The 18,148-nt window shown below is 58.2% G+C and carries 17 protein-coding genes; 11 read left to right on the top strand and 6 right to left on the bottom strand.

From position 1 onward, the window contains the following. Positions 1 to 1,071 (bottom strand): chemotaxis protein (locus tag ENTHG_RS01815; RefSeq protein WP_081653612.1); only part of this gene is annotated, 1,071 nt, incomplete at its 3' end. Between the two features lie 77 nt (positions 1,072 to 1,148). Further along, positions 1,149 to 2,066, bottom strand: coding sequence for a ribonuclease Z (rnz, locus tag ENTHG_RS01820; protein ID WP_044172852.1), 918 nt, complete (start codon positions 2,064 to 2,066; stop codon positions 1,149 to 1,151). 71 nt (positions 2,067 to 2,137) lie between these two features. Between rnz and ENTHG_RS01825 the strand changes: the two genes are divergently transcribed. The 10 genes from ENTHG_RS01825 to ENTHG_RS01870 all read left to right on the top strand — a co-directional run bounded on the left by ENTHG_RS01825 (position 2,138) and on the right by ENTHG_RS01870 (position 11,795). Further along, positions 2,138 to 2,599, top strand: coding sequence for a GNAT family N-acetyltransferase (locus tag ENTHG_RS01825; RefSeq protein WP_044172855.1), 462 nt, complete (start codon positions 2,138 to 2,140; stop codon positions 2,597 to 2,599). A gap of 53 nt (positions 2,600 to 2,652) precedes the next feature. Next, positions 2,653 to 2,955, top strand: a complete 303-nt coding sequence (gene elaB / locus ENTHG_RS01830; RefSeq protein ID WP_044172858.1) for a stress response protein ElaB — start codon at positions 2,653 to 2,655, stop codon at positions 2,953 to 2,955. A 171-nt stretch (positions 2,956 to 3,126) separates the two neighbouring features. Further along, the gene (menD, locus tag ENTHG_RS01835; RefSeq protein WP_044172861.1) at positions 3,127 to 4,797 is read left to right on the top strand and encodes a 2-succinyl-5-enolpyruvyl-6-hydroxy-3-cyclohexene-1-carboxylic-acid synthase; all 1,671 of its coding nucleotides are present in this window, start codon (positions 3,127 to 3,129) and stop codon (positions 4,795 to 4,797) included. Continuing rightward, entirely contained in the window at positions 4,794 to 5,555 is a 762-nt protein-coding gene (menH, locus tag ENTHG_RS01840) for a 2-succinyl-6-hydroxy-2,4-cyclohexadiene-1-carboxylate synthase (protein ID WP_044172864.1), read from the top strand. Before menD ends, menH begins: the two co-directional genes overlap by 4 nt. Before the next feature lie 10 nt (positions 5,556 to 5,565). Continuing rightward, the gene (menB, locus tag ENTHG_RS01845; RefSeq protein ID WP_044172867.1) at positions 5,566 to 6,423 is read left to right on the top strand and encodes a 1,4-dihydroxy-2-naphthoyl-CoA synthase; all 858 of its coding nucleotides are present in this window, start codon (positions 5,566 to 5,568) and stop codon (positions 6,421 to 6,423) included. Continuing rightward, positions 6,423 to 7,388, top strand: a complete 966-nt coding sequence (gene menC / locus ENTHG_RS01850; RefSeq protein ID WP_044172870.1) for an o-succinylbenzoate synthase — start codon at positions 6,423 to 6,425, stop codon at positions 7,386 to 7,388. The genes menB and menC overlap by 1 nt, the downstream gene beginning before the upstream one ends. Then, positions 7,385 to 8,740, top strand: coding sequence for an o-succinylbenzoate--CoA ligase (gene menE / locus ENTHG_RS01855; RefSeq protein WP_044172872.1), 1,356 nt, complete (start codon positions 7,385 to 7,387; stop codon positions 8,738 to 8,740). The genes menC and menE overlap by 4 nt, the downstream gene beginning before the upstream one ends. Positions 8,741 to 8,835: 95 nt before the next feature. Continuing rightward, positions 8,836 to 9,780 (top strand): Rpn family recombination-promoting nuclease/putative transposase, encoded by a 945-nt coding sequence (locus tag ENTHG_RS01860; RefSeq protein WP_044172875.1) that lies wholly within the window; start codon positions 8,836 to 8,838, stop codon positions 9,778 to 9,780. Positions 9,781 to 9,955: 175 nt separating this feature from the next. Next, positions 9,956 to 10,495 (top strand): YfaZ family outer membrane protein, encoded by a 540-nt coding sequence (locus tag ENTHG_RS01865; protein WP_044172877.1) that lies wholly within the window; start codon positions 9,956 to 9,958, stop codon positions 10,493 to 10,495. Between the two features lie 100 nt (positions 10,496 to 10,595). Further along, positions 10,596 to 11,795, top strand: a complete 1,200-nt coding sequence (locus tag ENTHG_RS01870) for a nicotinamide mononucleotide deamidase-related protein YfaY (RefSeq protein ID WP_044172880.1) — start codon at positions 10,596 to 10,598, stop codon at positions 11,793 to 11,795. Here the strand turns inward: ENTHG_RS01870 and ENTHG_RS01875 are convergent. Next, entirely contained in the window at positions 11,792 to 12,667 is an 876-nt protein-coding gene (locus ENTHG_RS01875) for a LysR family transcriptional regulator (RefSeq protein WP_044172883.1), read from the bottom strand. The two genes, ENTHG_RS01870 and ENTHG_RS01875, sit on opposite strands and share 4 nt — an antisense overlap. A gap of 181 nt (positions 12,668 to 12,848) precedes the next feature. Between ENTHG_RS01875 and ENTHG_RS01880 the strand changes: the two genes are divergently transcribed. Beyond that, positions 12,849 to 14,039: an MFS transporter gene (locus ENTHG_RS01880; RefSeq protein ID WP_044172886.1), complete on the top strand. Its 1,191-nt coding sequence runs from the start codon at positions 12,849 to 12,851 to the stop codon at positions 14,037 to 14,039. Positions 14,040 to 14,132: 93 nt separating this feature from the next. On the opposite strand, the gene yfaE is transcribed toward ENTHG_RS01880, so the two are convergent. The 3 genes from yfaE to nrdA form a co-directional block, all read right to left on the bottom strand. Further along, positions 14,133 to 14,387, bottom strand: coding sequence for a class I ribonucleotide reductase maintenance protein YfaE (gene yfaE / locus ENTHG_RS01885; protein WP_044172889.1), 255 nt, complete (start codon positions 14,385 to 14,387; stop codon positions 14,133 to 14,135). Beyond that, positions 14,387 to 15,517 (bottom strand): class Ia ribonucleoside-diphosphate reductase subunit beta, encoded by a 1,131-nt coding sequence (nrdB, locus tag ENTHG_RS01890; protein WP_044172892.1) that lies wholly within the window; start codon positions 15,515 to 15,517, stop codon positions 14,387 to 14,389. The genes yfaE and nrdB overlap by 1 nt, the downstream gene beginning before the upstream one ends. A gap of 114 nt (positions 15,518 to 15,631) precedes the next feature. After that, the gene (nrdA, locus tag ENTHG_RS01895) at positions 15,632 to 17,917 is read right to left on the bottom strand and encodes a class 1a ribonucleoside-diphosphate reductase subunit alpha (RefSeq protein WP_044172897.1); all 2,286 of its coding nucleotides are present in this window, start codon (positions 17,915 to 17,917) and stop codon (positions 15,632 to 15,634) included. Positions 17,918 to 18,148 lie beyond the last annotated feature (231 nt).

The raw sequence follows: 18,148 nt of genomic DNA on the forward strand, positions 1-18,148 counted from the left end.
ATCTCTATTCGTACATCCCGGATGCGGCGTGTCGCACCCGGGATATTTTTTGGTTAACAGCGGAGTCGACATCAGCTTCTGGCCGCTGATCAGCGGACCGGGGGCGCGCGTCGCCGCACGTTCCAGCACCTCCTGAATCACCGACGACAGCTCGTTGATTTCAAACTTGGCGACATAGCCATCCGCCTGCACTTTACGCACGTGATCTTCGTTAGCGCTGCCGGACAGAGAAGAGTGAATCACCACCGGGATCTGCTTAAGGCGCGCGTCGCTCTTAATCAGGCGGGTGAGGGTAAAGCCGTCCATCTCCGGCATCTCCAGGTCGGTAAGCACCATCGAGATTTTATCGCTGATGGGCACCCCTTCGGCGTCCGCCTGCTGGCAGAGCAGCTGGATGCGCTCCCAGGCATCCTTCCCGGTAACGTGCATGGTATTGGGGATTTGCATCGCCTGCAGCCCCTTATCCAGCATCGCGCGCGCCACTTTAGAATCTTCGGCGACAATCGCCACCGCGCCCGGCTTAATATTGAAGGTTTTATCGGGGATGTGTTTACCGTGCAGATCGTGATCGGAAGGCACGATGTCATACAGGATCTGCTCAACGTCCAGCACCATCGCCAGGTTATTGCTGTCACGATCGTCATCCAGGCAGGCAATACTGGTAATGTAGTGGCCGTTAATCGCTTTTTCGGCGGTGTGGACCTGCTTCCAGTCCAGGCGAATGATGTTTTCCACCGACTCGACGGCAAACGCCTGCACGCTGCGGGCATACTCCGTGATCAACAGAATATTCAGGCCGGTTGCCGGCTTGCAGCCCGCGACCGCCGCGAGATCGATAACCGGGATCACCTGGTCTCGAATATTGACCATCCCCATCAGCGGCGGCTTCATTCCCGCCGGGCGGGTAAAAGCAGGCATGGGCACAATTTCGCGCAGTTTAAACACGTTGATGCCGAACAGCTCTGACTTTTCGCCATTCATTGAGGTGCCGAGGCGAAAAAGCAGCAGCTCAAAACGGTTCGACAGGGTGAGATTGGCCCTGTCATCAATATCTTTCTGGAAATTATCCATCATGCCCTCAATGTGGAATGCCTGCGTTAAAGCTGTTATCGGCACCTTGAGGAAAAAGTAGAGTGCGCAATCTCACATCACAGACTAACAACCCGAAAATCGTCGGCCAGCAGAGTCTGCGGGAAGATGGCCTGGCACTCTGCCAGCATCGCCTGGCTGCCTTCGGCATCGTAACGGGAGCTTAAATGGGTAATCACCAGCCTGCCTGCGCCAGCCTCCCGCGCCAGCTGCGCCGCCTGGCGGGTGGAGCTGTGTCCGCGACTGTTAGCTTTCTCTTCCATCGCCTGCTCAAGGGTGGCCTCGTGCACCATTAAATCTACCCCCTTCGCCAGCTGCCGGGCGGTGTCGCAGGGGGCGGTATCCCCGAAGATAGCCAGCTTTTTACCCGGCGTAGCGGGGGAGATAAACGCCTGCCCGTCGATGGCGCGGCCATCGTCGAGAATGACCGTTTCGCCATTTTTTAACTGCTGAAATAGCGGCCCCGGCTTTACGCCCAGGGCTGTCAGCGCTCGGGCATCCAGCGCGCCGGGCTTATCATGCTCTTCAATACGGTAGCCGTAGCACTCAACCGGGTGGTTCAGGGCAAAAGCGCTGACTTTGTACTGCCCGTCATCAAACACCGCTCCGGCGGCGATCTCTTCTATAACCATTGGGAAATCTGTCCATGAGCCGCTCAGGCGCAGGGCGGTTTCCACAAATTCCCGCAGTCCTTTAGGGCCATACAGGGTGAGCGGCTGCGTGTTGCCCGCCATCGAACGGCTGCACAGCAGCCCCGGCAGGCCAAAAATATGGTCGCCATGCAGGTGGGTAATAAAAATTTTATCGAGCTTGCCGGGATGGTAAGCGGTGCGCAGAAACTGTTGCTGAGTACCTTCGCCGCAGTCGAAAAGCCACATACCAGGCTGGGTTGGATGCTGCAGATTAAGCAGGATGGCCGTGACATTGCGCGCCCGCGTCGGCACGCCCGCTGAGGTGCCTAAAAAAGTCAGTTCCATAGTGGATGACGTCCTTTGCATTGATGTCGAAGCATGAGTATAACGAGGTGATACAAAATAAGGAGCACATCATGATTCGCTGGCAGGACCTGCACCACTCTGAACTTACCGTCGCGGAACTTTACGCCGCCTTAAAATTGCGCTGTGAAGTGTTTGTCGTTGAACAGACGTGCCCCTATCTGGACGTGGATGGCGACGATCTTTGCGGTGAGAATCGCCATATCCTTGGCTGGCAGGATGAACAGCTGGTGGCGTATGCGAGGATTCTGAAAAATGAGGATGAATTGCAGCCGGTCGTCATCGGTCGAGTCATCGTCAGCGAGCAGGTTCGCGGTGAAAAACTGGGGCAACAGCTGATGCAAAGAGCTGTTGACTCCTGCCTGCGCCACTGGCCGCAACACGCGCTATATCTGGGCGCGCAGGCCCATCTGCAACATTTCTATGGGCGCTTTGGTTTCGCGCCGGTGACGGACGTTTATGACGAAGACGGCATCCCGCATATCGGCATGGCGCGAGAAGTGGGCCAGGCGTAAACGGCAAGCATTGTCTATAGTTAGCGAACAGGTGCATAACATGGAGAAAACCGATGTCTAATCAATTTTATGATTCACGTATCGATGATGACCTGGCTTTGCTGAGCGAAACGCTGGAAGAGGTTCTGCGCTCCTCAGGCGATCCCGCCGATCAAAAGTATATTGAGCTGAAAGCACGCGCTGAGCAGGCGCTGCACGATGTAAAAAACCGCGTAAGTAACGCGTCTGACACCTACTACTACCGGGCTAAAAAAGCGGTCTATCGTGCCGATGATTACGTGCATGAAAACCCGTGGCACGGCGTCGGCGTCGGCGCGTCTATTGGCCTGGTTCTGGGCCTGCTGCTGCGTCGCTAAGAGTATCAGAGCCTGCCTTGCGGCAGGCTCGCTCTCAACCCTCGCTCCCCGCTTTACCCGCCTGCGACACGTGCCTCCCGCGCATGAAGTCTATGGTTTACCGATTCATATCAAAAATCTCTCTTTCCTGATTCTCTATACTAAGCCTCAATATTGATACCGGACAAACTTATGTCAGTGAGTGCTTTTAACCGACGCTGGGCGGCTGTGATTCTGGAGGCGTTAACACGTCATGGGGTGCGCCATGTTTGCATCGCGCCTGGCTCGCGCTCTACGCCGTTAACCCTCGCGGCGGCGGAAAATCCGGCATTTATTCACCATACCCATTTCGATGAACGCGGGCTGGGGCATCTGGCGCTGGGTCTGGCGAAGGCAAGCGGAACGCCGGTCGCGGTGATTGTCACCTCTGGCACCGCGGTGGCGAACCTGTATCCTGCGCTGATCGAAGCAAGCCTGACCGGCGAAAAACTCATTTTTCTTACCGCTGACCGGCCGCCGGAGTTGATCGACTGCGGCGCGAACCAGGCTATACGTCAGCCGGGCATGTTTGCCTCCCATCCCGCGCAGTCTCTCGCGCTGCCGCGGCCCTCGCAGGACATTCCGGCACGCTGGCTCATCTCCGCCATTGACCACCTGATGGGCTCCACGCCCGGCGGCGCGGTACATATCAACTGCCCCTTTGCTGAGCCGCTGTATGGCGAAATGGATGACACGGGCCTGGGCTGGCAACAGGCGCCGGGCGCATGGTGGCAGGATGACAAGCCCTGGCTGCGCGAAGACGGCCCCTGCGGCTGCATCCGCCAGCGCGACTGGTTTTTCTGGCGGCAAAAGCGCGGCGTGGTCGTGGCCGGCAGGATGAGCGCGGCGGAAGGCAAACTGGTCGCCGCATGGGCGAAAACACTTGGCTGGCCGCTGATTGGCGATGTGCTGTCGCAAACCGGCCAGCCTTTGCCCTGCGCCGATTTATGGCTCGGCAATGCCCGCGCCGTGAGTGAGCTGGCGCAGGCGCAGATCGTTATCCAGCTTGGCAGTAGCCTGACCGGGAAACGCCTGCTGCAGTGGCAGGCGACCTGCGAACCCGAAGAGTACTGGCTGGTGGATAACATCGGCGGTCGGCTCGATCCGGCCCACCATCGCGGCCGCCGTCTGGTTGCGGAGATTGGCGAGTGGCTGGCGCAGCATCCGGCGCAAAGCCGTAAGCTTTGGGCCGTCGACATTCCGGCGCTGTCCGCGCAGGCCTGGCAGGCGGTGGCTGCCGACGCGGATACCTTTGGCGAAGCCCAGCTGGCGCATCGTCTGGCAGCGTTTCTGCCGGCGCAGGGGCAGCTGTTCCTCGGCAACAGTCTGGTGGTTCGCCTGGTGGACGCTTTCGGGCAACTGCCTGCCGGGTATCCGGTCTACAGCAATCGCGGCGCCAGCGGTATCGATGGCTTAATTTCTACCGCCGCTGGGGTGCTGCGGGCAAGCAGAAGGCCGACGCTTGCCGTGGTGGGCGACCTTTCGGCGCTGTACGATTTAAACGCGCTGGCGCTGCTGCGTCATGCGCCCGCGCCGTTCGTGCTGATGGTGGTCAACAACAACGGCGGGCAGATATTTTCCCTGCTGCCCACGCCGCCTGACGAGCGGGAGCAATTCTATCTGATGCCGCAGGATGTCCGCTTTGAGCATGCGGCGGCGATGTTCGGCCTGACATACCACAGCCCCCGCAGCTTCGCGGAGCTGGGCTCCGCCTTAAGCGAGGCCTGGAGCAAACCCGGCGCGACGCTGATTGAGCTGGAGGTCAACGGCACCGACGGCGCGCAGGCGCTGCAAAGCCTGCTTGCCAGAGTAAGCCAGCTGTGATGCTTTATGGCCGCGCGCAGCCGGGCGAGGCGGGAAAACCGTGGCTGGTCTTTGTGCATGGTTTTTCCGGCACCGGGGAGGAGTGGCGGCCTGTTGGCGAACAGCTTGCGCCGTTCCCTTGTCTCTATCTGGACCTGCCCGGCCACGGTGGCTCGTCAGCCGTCGCCGCAACCTCGTTTACTCAGGTGGACGCGGCGCTATCCCGGAGCTTAATTAGTTACAACATACTGAATTACTGGCTGGTGGGGTACTCCCTCGGCGGCCGCGTAGCGATGCACTTCGCCTGCCAGCGGCCCCCTGGTTTGCAGGGGCTGGTTGTTGAAGGGGGGCATCCGGGCCTGACTGACGACCAGGCGCGGCAGGCAAGGTGGCAATCCGATACCCGCTGGGCCCAGCGCTTTCGCAGCCAGCCGCTGCTTGAGGTCTTTAACGACTGGTATCAGCAGCCTGTTTTCGCCTCGTTAAGCCCGGCCAGGCGCCGCGTGCTGGCGCGTGCGCGCAGCCGGAACGACGGCCAGGCGCTCGCCGCCATGCTGGAGACGACCTCGCTGGCAATCCAGCCGGATTTACGCGGCCCGCTGCATGAACTGGCCGTGCCTTTTCATTACTTATCCGGCGAGTATGACCGTAAATTTCGTGCGCTGGCGGCTGAAACCAGCGCCGTGCCTCATCTCATTGTTGGCGCCGGGCATAACACCCATCGGGAACAGCCCGATGCGGTAGCGCGCTGCCTGGCGCAAATCCTGCGTCTTATATAAAGGGCTTACTATGATTCATCCTGATGAAAACATGCTTTACGCACCGATTGAGTGGCAGGACTGCTCCGGGGATTACAGCGATATTCGCTACCATAAATCCCGCGACGGTATCGCCAAAATCACCATTAACCGCCCTCAGGTACGCAATGCCTTTCGTCCGCTCACCGTCAAAGAGATGATTCAGGCGCTGGCGGATGCGCGTTATGACGATAACGTTGGCGTTATTATCCTTACCGGCGAAGGTGACAAAGCCTTCTGCTCCGGCGGCGACCAGAAAGTGCGCGGCGATTACGGCGGCTATCAGGATGATTCCGGCGTGCACCATCTGAACGTGCTGGACTTCCAGCGCCAGATTCGCACCTGCCCGAAGCCGGTGGTGGCGATGGTGGCGGGCTACTCCATCGGCGGCGGCCATGTGCTGCACATGATGTGCGACTTAACCATCGCGGCGGAAAACGCCATCTTCGGCCAGACCGGGCCGAAAGTCGGCTCCTTTGACGGCGGCTGGGGCGCGTCCTACATGGCGCGGATCGTCGGGCAGAAAAAGGCGCGTGAAATCTGGTTCCTTTGCCGCCAGTACGACGCAAAACAGGCGCTGGATATGGGGCTGGTCAACACTGTCGTGCCGGTGGCGGAACTGGAAAAAGAGACCGTGCGCTGGTGCCGCGAAATGCTGCAAAACAGCCCGATGGCGCTCCGCTGCCTGAAAGCGGCGCTGAACGCCGACTGCGACGGCCAGGCCGGGCTGCAGGAGCTGGCGGGCAACGCCACCATGCTCTTCTATATGACCGAAGAGGGTCAGGAAGGGCGCAACGCGTTCAATGAAAAACGCCAGCCGGACTTCAGCAAGTTCAAACGGAACCCGTAATGCGACGCGCGCAGGTATATCGCTGGCAGATACCGATGGACACGGGCGTGGTGCTGCGTGAACGGCGGCTCAAAACCCGCGACGGGCTGTTTATTCATCTGCGCAGCGCGACGCGGGAAGGGTGGGGAGAGATTGCGCCGCTGCCCGGCTTTAGTTCTGAATCGCTTACCGAGGCGACCGCCGCCGTGTGCGCATGGGCACGTGCCTGGCAGGCCGGGCGGCAGGAAGCGCTGCCCGGCTTACCGTCGGCGGACTTTGGCATTAGCTGTGCGCTCGCGGAGCTGGACGGTACGCTGCCGCTGGCCGCCGACTACCGGGCCGCACCGCTCTGCACCGGCGATCCGGATGCGCTGTTCGCCACGCTTTCCGCGATGCCAGGTGAAAAAATAGCCAAGATGAAAGTCGGCCTGTATGAAGCCGTGCGTGACGGCATGATGGTTAACCTGCTGCTGGAGGCGCTGCCCGATTTGCGCCTGCGGCTGGATGCCAACCGCGCGTGGACGCCGCTTAAGGCGCAGCAGTTCGCCCGCTACGTCAACCCGGACTATCGCAGCCGAATTGATTTTCTCGAAGAGCCGTGTCAAAGCCGGGATGATTCCCGCGCCTTCGCCCGTGAAACGGGCATCGCTATCGCCTGGGATGAAAGCCTGCGGGATGCGGATTTTGTCTTTGAAAAAGAGCTGGGCGTGCGGGCGGTGGTCATCAAACCTGGCTTAACCGGTAGCCTGCAAACCGTGCAGATGCAAATAGCGCAGGCAACGGCGCTGGGAATGACGGCGGTGATCAGCTCATCCATAGAGTCCAGCCTGGGGCTGACGCAGCTTGCGCGCGTCGCCGCCTGGCTGACGCCGCAAACCCTGCCGGGGCTGGACACCCTGCAACTGATGCAGGCCCAGTTGGTTCGCCGCTGGCCGGGCAGCAGCCTGCCCTGTCTGTCCGTGGACGCTCTGGAGCCGTTGCTATGATATTCAGCGACTGGCCGTGGCGCGAATGGCGCAAACGCCGGGGGCACGCTCCGGCGGTGCGTTTGCATGACGAGCAGCTGAACTGGCGCGAGCTCTGCGCGCGTGTCGATGCGCAGGCGAGCGGTTTTGCCCGTCAGGGGCTGTGTGAAGGTGATGGGGTGATGTTGCGTAGCCGCAACTCTGCGCAGGCGCTGCTATGCTGGCTCGCTCTGCTGCAGTGCGGCGCGCGCGTGCTGCCCGTTAATCCACAGCTTCCCGCTCCGCTACTGGCAAGGCTGCTGCCAACGCTGACGCTGCGCTTCGCGCTCGATCTGGCGGACGGCGGCGACTACGCCGGTTTGCAGACGCTGGCGGCGAGCGCGGGCGCAGGAGAGTATGCGACCCTATGGCAGCCGCAGCGGCTGGCTTCCATGACCCTGACGTCAGGGTCAACCGGTCTGCCAAAGGCGGCCGTGCATACCTGCGATGCGCACCTTGCCTGCGCGCAGGGGGTGCTGGCGATGATTCCTTTCGCCCCAGAAGATGACTGGCTGCTTTCGCTGCCGCTGTTTCACGTTTCCGGTCAGGGGATTCTGTGGCGCTGGCTGCTGGCGGGGGCGCGGTTAACCCTGACTGAGAAGCCGCTGCCCGACGCGCTGCGAGGATGCACCCATGCTTCGCTGGTGCCGACGCAGCTGTGGCGTCTGTTAAATGAGGCTACGCCGGTGTCGCTTAAGGCCGTACTGCTGGGCGGCGCGGCGATCCCCGTGGATCTTACTCATCACGCCCGCGAGCGCGGGGTCCGTACCTGGTGCGGTTACGGCCTCACCGAATTTGCCTCGACGGTGTGCGCCAAAGAAGCTGACGGCGAGTCTGACGTAGGTTTTCTGCTGCCGGGCCGGGAGCTTCGCATCGTCAACGGTGAAGTATGGCTACGGGCAACAAGCCAGGCGGCCGGATACTGGCGCGATGGAGGCGTGCAGCCGCTGGTTAACAATGAAGGCTGGTTTCCCACCCGCGATAAGGGCGTGTTGACCGACAACCGTCTGACGATCCTCGGTCGGCTTGATAACCTTTTTTTCAGCGGCGGAGAAGGTATCCAGCCTGAGGAGGTAGAGCGGGTTATCGCCGCCCATCCTCAGGTGCGACAGGTTTTTGTCGTGCCGCTGGCGGACCGCGAGTTCGGCCACCGTCCCGTGGCGGTAGTGGAATGCGCTGATACCGTTGACTTTACCCGGCTGGCCCACTGGGTTGAGGATAAGCTCGCCCGGTTCCAGCAGCCGGTGCAGTGGCGCGCGCTACCGGCGGATCTTATGCAGGGGGGAATTAAAATTTCCCGCCGCGCCCTGCAGGAGTGGGTGGAAGCAAGTTAATTTTGCGTGCGGCTTTCCAGCTTTTTATCGTCAAACCCTGGCGATGGCGAGGAAGTGTTAGTTTTTGCCAATGACGCCACAGGCAGGGACGCCGTATGAAAACAAACGGAATATCTCATGACGCGCTGTTCAAACATTTTCTGGCCCATAAAGAGACAGCGCAGGATTTTCTCGCTATACATTTACCCGCATCAATACGGGAGATTTGCGATCTCGCAACGCTGACGCTCGAATCCGGTAGCTTTGTTGATGAGGCGCTGCGGGCTTCGCACTCCGATGTGCTCTATTCTGTCAGAACCCGTAACGGGAGCGGCTATATCTACGCGCTTATTGAGCATCAAAGTTCACCGGACAGGCATATGGCGTTTCGCCTCATGCGCTACGCCATCGCGGCGATGCAGCGCCATCTGGACGCCGGGCACACTACGCTGCCGCTGGTCGTTCCCATTCTCTTCTATCATGGGAGGGTCAGCCCGTATCCGTGGTCGTTACGCTGGCTGGATGGGTTTGCGGCACCGGACTTTGCCAGACGGCTCTATAGTGCTTCGTTTCCGCTGGTGGACATAACGGTCATACCAGACGAAGAGATCGTTGCGCACCGGCGGGTCGCTTTACTTGAACTGCTGCAAAAACATATTCGCCAGCGCGATTTAACGCTGATTCTCGACAAACTGGTGTCGATATTACTGCTGGGATACACTAGTGAGCAGCAGTTACGCGCTGCGATCAACTATCTGTTGAGCAACGCAAATACCCCTGCGCCCGCCGCTTTTCTTCGTCAGCTGGCGCGGCACACGCCACAACACAAGGAGACGTTGATGACTATTGCTGAACATCTGGAAGAGCTTGGGCGACGGAAAGGCTTCCGCGAAGGGCGTCTGAAAGGGCGCAAAGAAGGCCAGGAAGAAGGCCTGAAAAAAGGTCAGAAAAACGAGGCGCTGCGTATTGCTCACGAAATGCTGCGCAACGGGCTGGAGAGAGCGCTGGTGCTACAGCTTACCGGCCTGAGTGAAGCGGAACTGGCGCAGCCTAAACACTGAGCGCGCTCGCCAGCCTTTCACTCCCCCTTAGCGGGCGGCCCTCCCGCCCGTGAGCACAAAAAGATGTCATTTCCCCGCATGGTGTAACAAATCATTTTTGGTTCCGTATTCTTAGCAAAAATAATCGTACAATCAGCCGCTTTGGGATTTTCTTTATTTTGCGTGGAAATGGAACATGAAAAAGAGCGTATGTTTAGGTTTGCTTACCCTGCTGGTCTCGGCGGGGGCGAATGCGATCAGTATTAGCGGCAGCGCGGGCGAAGACTATACCAACATTGGCGTGGGTATTGGCACTGAAACCAGCGGCCTGGCCCTGAGCGGCAACTGGGCGCATAATGATGACGACGGCGATATCGCCGGGTTAGGGCTGGGGTTAAACATCCCGCTCGGACCATTTATGGGCACCGTGGGCGGCAAAGGGGTCTATCTCAATCCCAATTCTGGTGATGAAGGCTACGCGGCAGCGGTAGGCGGCGGCCTGCAGTGGCAGATTGGCGATAGCTTCCGTCTGTTTGGCGAATACTATTATTCACCGGACTCGCTCTCCAGCGGCGTGAAAGATTACGAAGAAGCCAATGCGGGTGCGCGTTTAACCCTGATGCGTCCGCTGAGCATTGAGGCGGGTTACCGTTACATCGGTCTTGCCGGCAAAGATGGCAACCGTGACAACGCAGTAGCTGATGGCCCCTACGTTGGCGTCAACGCCAGCTTCTGATCTTCCGGCGTGGCGTTCAGCCGCGCCAGTTTATGCCCCCCTTCATGCATCCCCCACGATTTAAGGTATAGTGTTGCAACCTCTATAGCTGGAGAAAACAATGTTAAACGTGGAGATGCTGTCAACCGGCGATGAAGTTTTACACGGGCAAATCGTGGATACCAATGCGGCCTGGCTGGCGGATTTTTTCTTTAATCAGGGGCTGCCATTAACCCGGCGTAACACCGTTGGCGACAACCTGGACTCACTGATTGCGGTGCTGCGCGAGCGAAGCCAGCATGCTGATGTGCTTATCGTAAACGGCGGCCTCGGGCCGACCAGCGATGATCTTAGCGCGCTGGCGGCGGCGAAGGCGAAAGGGGAGGCGCTGGTGCTGCACGAAGCCTGGCTCACCCAGATGGAAAAATTCTTTAGCGAGCGCGGCCGTGTCATGGCCCCGAGCAACCGCAAACAGGCGGAAATTCCCGCCAGCGCCGAACTGGTGGATAACCCGGTCGGCACCGCCTGCGGCTTCGCCGTGCAGCTTAACCGCTGCCTGATGTTTTTCACCCCGGGCGTGCCGTCCGAATTTAAGGTGATGGTTGAACAGGAGATCCTGCCGCGGCTGCGGGCGCGCTTTACCCTGCCTGAGCCACCGGTCTGCCTGCGTCTGACCACCTTTGGCCGCTCTGAAAGCGACCTGGCGCAAAGCCTGGCGTCGTTGCCGCTGCCAGAAGGCGTGGTGATGGGTTACCGCTCTTCCATGCCCATTATCGAACTTAAGCTCACCGGCCCGGCCGCGCAGCGAGAGGCCATGGAGGCGCTGTGGCCTGAGGTTAAGCGTGTGGCGGGCGAAAGTATGATTTTCGAGGGCACGGCGGGGCTTCCGGCGCAGCTGACGCAGCGTCTGCGCGAGCGCCAGCTGAGCCTGACGCTCAGTGAACAGTTTACCGCGGGCCTGGTGGCGCTGCAGCTTGCGCGGGCCGATGCGCCGCTGCTGGCGAGCGAGGTTCTGCCTTCCCAGTCCGAAACGCTGGTGCAGACGGCGCGCTGGGCGGCTGGCCTGCGCAGTCGCCATCTGGCCGGGCTGGCGCTTGCCGTGGCCGGGCTGGAAGAGGAGCATCTTAACTTCGCGCTGGCGACGCCCGAAGGCACCCATGCCCTGCAGGTGAAATTTAACACCAACCGGCACGGGCTGGCGGTACGTCAGGAAGTGTGCGCGATGATGGCGCTCAATATGCTACGCCGCTGGCTGAATGGCCAGGATATCGCCAGCGACCACGGCTGGATTAACGTTGTTGACGCGCTGGTGCTCAATTAACTGTCATGCTGTGAAAGCTGTTTCAGGCAGCGTTCCAGTAGCGCAAGAGGGCTGCCTTCCACCGGCGGCGCACTGGCGATAAGCGATATGTGGCGGTAAAAAGCAGGCTTAAGCGGCACCGAACATAACGGGTGCTGCAGGCTTTTTACCGTCAGTTCCGGCAGCAACGCAACTCCCAGCCCCTGGCGAATAAAGCTGATGGCCGTTGCCGGATGGTTAAACTCGTATTTAATGACCGGCGTATAATTCTGCTCTTTAAACAGCGCCATAATACTCATTTCATAACGCCCTTTACTGACAATCAGCGCCTCATTACACAGCTCATCCAGCGTCACAAAAGGTTGCCGGGAGAAAGGGTGATCGTCCGGCACCACCACGGTAAATTTATCTTTATAGACCGGCTGGGCGTACATATCGGCGACCGGGAAGTGTACGAAGCCGGCATCAATCGTTTTTTGCCGCAGCGAGGCGACAATATCCACGCTGTTGGCTTCAAAAGGAATAATTCTGACCTGTGGATGGTGCTGTTCGAAATAACGTACCACCTGCGGCAAAATACAGGCGCAGACGCTTGGAAAACAGCCGATGCGCAGTTCACGAGACGGCATGGCCTTTTCCTGTTCGGCCAGTTCCTTAATGGCATTCATCTCATCAAGCATGGCGCGCATGCGGCGGACAATGCGTTCGCCAACGGCGGTCAGCTTTATCTCTTTGCGCCGCTCGCGCTCGAGGATTTTCACGCCAAGTTCATCTTCCAGCATGGCAATGGCCTGGCTGACCGCCGACTGGGTCATAAAGCGCTGTTTGCCTGCTTCGGTAAATCCGCCGCAGTCCACGACGGCCAGCAGCGTTGAAATCTGGGTCAGTGTCATTAGCTTTTACTGATGGATAAGATTAAGAAGATTAATTTCATTTATGATAAAGCAAACGTTATGATTTTTCGTGAAATTAATCACATATTCACGCAGGTAAGAATCTACATAAACGAGCTTTCCGGACGCATGGTCCCCAAAGGAATGTATACCTGCGCGCCTGAATAAAGGTTACTGAACAATGAAAGAAAAGTTATGGACAAGGGATTTCTGGGCAATAACAATCATCAGCTTTATCATCTTCTTTGTTTTCTATGTCTTACTGACGCTCCTGCCGCTTTATATCGCCGATAAACTCCACGCCACTGCTGATAAAGCCGGGCTGCTGGTAACTTTATTTCTCGTCGCGGCGATTATCGTCCGCCCTTTCGCCGGACAATGGGTCGGCAAATATTCGAATAAAACGATTCTGGTGCTCTCTTCTCTGGCCTTTTTAGCTGTGACTGCACTGTATCCTTTCTGCCATTCCATTGGCGTGCTGTTGTTTATCCGTATACTGCACGGAATTACCTTCGGGATAATAACAACGGTGAAAGGAACGATTTCGGCGCGGTTAATTCCAGTATCACGACGTGGAGAGGGCATCAGCTTTTTCTCTTTAGCCATGGGGTTGGCAATGGTGGTCGGCCCGTGGATCGGGCTGAATATGGCGCGTCATAACGCGTATGAGCCCGCATTCTGGCTCTGCACCGGTATCTGTCTGCTCAGTATCGTGCTCGCATTGTTTATGAAAGTGCCGCCGGTAGTCCGCCATGCGGATGGTTCCACACCCCATATGGGCTTTGCCGCGATGTTCGATCGCGCCGCCATGCCGTTCGCGCTGGTGACCTTCTTTATGACCTTCTCCTATGCCGGGGTTTCCGCTTTCCTTGCGCTATACGCCCGCGAACTCGATCTGATGGCTGCCGCCAGTAATTTCCTGCTCTGCTACGCCATCCTTCTTATGATCTGCCGTGCGTTCACCGGCAACATCTGCGATAGCAAAGGGCCGAAGTATGTGGTCTACCCCTGCCTGCTGGCTTTCACCGTGGGGCTGGTGGTGCTGGGTTATACCCACGGCAGCGTAACGATGATCCTCTCCGGCGCGCTTATTGGTATTGGCTACGGCTCGGTAACGCCCGTCTTCCAGACGCAAATTATCAGCGCGGTCGAAACGCATAAAATCGGCGTGGCGAATTCCCTGTTCTTTAACGCGATGGATGCAGGTCTGGCGATTGGGGCTTTCGTGATGGGGCTGATGGTGGAAGGCGTTGGCTACCGGGCGATTTACCTGGTTGGCGCGCTGCTGGTGGTTCTGGCCGGCATGCTCTACGCGTGGCAGATGCATAAACGTGGCGCAACGCAGCTGGTTTGCGCCCATGAAGTCCATTGACGGGACACCCGGATGCGGCTATGCCTCATCCGGCCTACCCAACTTCTTTCCCGGATGCGGCTATGCCTTATCCGGGCTACTTTTTTGACGCGATTACATCTCGATTTCAATATCCCCTTTTGCTTTGCAGCAGCAGGGTAGTATTTCGTCAGGCTGAATAAAAGCCAGCGGCTCGGTCAGCCAGTCCACCTGGCCTGCGACCAGCCGGCAGCGACAGGAGCCGCAGTAGCCTTCGCGGCACTGGTACTCTACCGCGACGCGGTGCGACTCCAGCGCCACCAGCAGGGAAGGGTGCTCTTCCTGGCACTGTAGCTGCGTGCCGGTCAGACGCAGAATAACCTGGCCCATCAGAGCTGGAAGTTACTCAAATCGTCGGTGTCGACTTCGGCGTCGATCTGCCCGACCAGGTAAGAGCTGACCTCTACCTCCTGCGGCGCCACCTGCACGTTATCGGAAACCAGCCAGGTGTTAATCCACGGGATAGGGTTAGAGCGCGTCTGGAACGGCAGGTCGAGGCCTACCGCCTGCATGCGAATGTTGGTGATGTATTCGACATACTGGCAGAGAATATCTTTGTTCAGGCCGATCATCGAGCCGCCCTGGAACAGATACTCCGCCCACTCTTTCTCCTGCAGCGCCGCCTGCACAAACAGGTCATAAGACTCCTGTTTGCACTCTTCGGCGATTTCCGCCATTTCCGGATCGTCCACGCCGCTCTTGAGCAGGTTCAGCATATGCTGAGTGCCGGTCAGGTGCAGGGCTTCGTCACGGGCGATCAGGCGAATGATCTTGGCGTTGCCTTCCATCAGCTCGCGCTCGGCGAAGGCGAAGGAGCAGGCAAAGCTGACGTAAAAGCGGATCGCTTCCAGCGCGTTCACGCTCATCAGGCACAGATAGAGTTTCTTTTTCAGTTCGCGCAGGTTAACGGTTACGGTCTTGCCGTTAACGGTGTGGGTGCCTTCCCCTAACAGATGCCAGTAGCTGGTCATCTCAATCAGGCTGTCGTAGTAGTGGGAAATGCCTTCCGCGCGTTTCTGAATCTGCTCGTTGGTGACGATATCGTCAAACACCACCGACGGATCGTTAACGATGTTGCGGATAATATGGGTATAAGAGCGCGAATGGATAGTTTCCGAAAAGGCCCATGTCTCCACCCAGGTTTCCAGCTCCGGGATAGAGATCAGCGGCAGCAGCGCCACGTTCGGGCTGCGTCCCTGAATGGAGTCCAACAGCGTCTGGTATTTCAGGTTGCTGATGAAGATATGCTTTTCGTGTTCCGGTAGCGCCTGGTAATCAATACGGTCGCGGGAGACGTCCACCTCTTCCGGGCGCCAGAAGAACGACAGCTGCTTTTCGATCAGTTTTTCGAAGATGTCATATTTTTGCTGATCGTAACGGGCGACGTTGACCGGCTGGCCGAAAAACATCGGCTCCAGCAGTTGATTATTTTTCGTCTGTGAAAAAGTGGTGTAGGCCATTCGATGTGAGTCCTGTTATGTGTTTTCCCCTCACCCTAACCCGCGCCCCACAGGGGCGAGGGAATGGTTTGCTCCCTCTCCCTTATGGGGAGAGGGCCGGGGTGAGGGTAAAAATCAAATCTTACACGCGCCGCTTTCGCAGCCATCGTCCTGAATTGAAGGCGCCAGATCGTCCTGCGCATCTTCCGCGCCATCACGGGTGTTCTGATAATACAGCGTTTTCACCCCGAATTTGTAGGCGGTGAGCAGGTCTTTCAGCAGCTGCTGCATCGGCACTTTGCCCGACGGGAAGCGTGACGGATCGTAGTTGGTGTTCGCCGAAATGGACTGGTCGATAAACTTCTGCATGATGCCCACCAGCTGCAGATAACCATCGTTGTTCGGCATTTCCCACAGCAGTTCATAGTTATCTTTCAGCAGTTCATAGTCCGGCACCACCTGGCGCAGGATACCGTCTTTCGACGCCTTAATGCTGACGTGGCCGCGTGGCGGCTCAATGCCGTTGGTGGCGTTAGAGATCTGCGAAGAGGTCTCGGACGGCATCAGGGCAGAGAGGGTTGAGTTACGCAGGCCGTGCGTTTTCACGGACTCGCGCAGCTGCTCCCAGTCGTAGCGCAGCGGCGCGCTGACAATCCCGTCCAGGTCTTTTTTATAGGTATCGATCGGCAGAATGCCTTGCGCGTAGGTGGTTTCATTGAACCACGGGCAGGCGCCTTGCTCTTTCGCCAGTTCATTGGAGGCCTTCAGCAGGTAGTACTGAATAGCTTCAAACGTTTCATGGGTCAGATTGTTGGCGCTGCCGTCGGAGTAGCGTTTGCCGTTTTTCGCCAGCCAGTAGGCGAAGTTGATAACGCCAATGCCCAGGGTGCGACGTCCCATCGCGCCGCGTTTGGCCGCCGGGATCGGGTAGTCCTGGTAATCCAGCAGGGCATCGAGAGCGCGTACCGCCAGCACAGCCAGCTCTTCCAGCTCGTCGAGGTTTTTAATCGCGCCGAGGTTGAAGGCGGAGAGGGTGCACAGGGCAATCTCGCCGTTTTCGTCGTTAACATCTTCCAGCGGTTTGGTCGGCAGGGCGATCTCCAGGCACAGGTTGGACTGGCGCACCGGGGCGACCTGCGGGTCAAACGGGCTGTGGGTGTTGCAGTGGTCAACGTTCTGAATGTAGATACGGCCCGTTGACGCGCGTTCCTGCATCATCAGCGAGAACAGTTCGACCGCTTTCACGCGCTGTTTGCGGATACTGTCGTCGTTTTCGTATTGCACGTACAGGCGCTCAAACTCGTCCTGATCGGCGAAGAACGCGTCGTACAGGCCCGGGACGTCAGACGGGCTGAACAGGGTGATGTCGCCGCCTTTCAGCAGACGGGTGTACATCAGCTTGTTGATCTGCACGCCGTAGTCCATGTGACGGACGCGGTTGCCTTCCACGCCGCGGTTGTTTTTCAGCACCAGCAGGCTTTCGACTTCCAGATGCCACATCGGGTAGAAGAGGGTGGCCGCGCCGCCGCGCACGCCGCCCTGCGAGCAGGATTTTACCGCCGTCTGGAAGTGCTTGTAGAACGGAATACAGCCGGTGTGGAACGCTTCGCCGCCGCGGATCGGGCTGCCCAGCGCGCGAATGCGACCGGCATTGATACCGATACCGGCACGCTGGGAGACATATTTCACAATCGCGCTGGAGGTGGCGTTGATGGAATCCAGGCTGTCGCCGCACTCGATCAGTACGCAGGAGCTGAACTGACGGGTCGGGGTACGCACGCCGGACATAATCGGCGTCGGCAGGGAAATTTTAAACGTGGAGACCGCGTCATAAAAACGCTTCACGTAGTCCAGACGGGTTTCACGCGGGTAGTTGGAGAACAGGCACGCCGCCACCAGAATGTAGAGGAACTGAGCGCTTTCGTAGATCTCGCCGGTGACGCGGTTCTGCACCAGATATTTGCCTTCCAGCTGCTTAACGGCGGCGTAGGAGAAGGTCATATCGCGGTCGTGGTCGATAAACCCGTCCATCTGCTTGAACTCTTCTTCCGTGTAGTCTTCCAGCAGATGCGTGTCGTATTTGCCCAGTTCGACCATTTTCACCACGTGGTCGTACAGCGCCGGCGGCTCGAACTGGCCGTAGGCTTTTTTACGCAGGTGGAAGATAGCCAGACGCGCAGCGAGGTACTGGTAGTCCGGGGCATCGCGGGAGATGAGGTCCGCAGCGGCTTTGATAATGGTTTCGTGGATATCCGCCGTTTTGATGCCGTCGTAGAACTGGATGTGCGAGCGCAGTTCGACCTGAGAGATGGATACGTTATTCAGCCCTTCTGCCGCCCAGTCGAGAACTCGATGGATTTTGTCCAGATTGATGCGCTCGGTGCTACCGTTGCGCTTTGTCACCAGCAGACTCTGATTCATGTGGGTTTTTACCTGTCCGTGAAAGAGAAAATATCCCCGATTTATCCACAAAGCGTCCTTGTGACTAACTCTGTGGATAAATACAACATATAGGGGGTTTGCGAAAAGAAAAACGCTATATGGTGAGTATTCTAGTAAGGATTCTTTTCAGTACAAGGGTTGATTTTGAGGTTAATTTGAGGTTGTGAAACGGTAAAAAAGGCTAAGTCCTCGTACTATAAGGCCTGGAAG

Origin of the sequence: Phytobacter massiliensis JC163 (assembly GCF_000321045.1) — a bacterium.
In the GTDB taxonomy this organism is placed as follows: domain Bacteria; phylum Pseudomonadota; class Gammaproteobacteria; order Enterobacterales; family Enterobacteriaceae; genus Phytobacter_A; species Phytobacter_A massiliensis.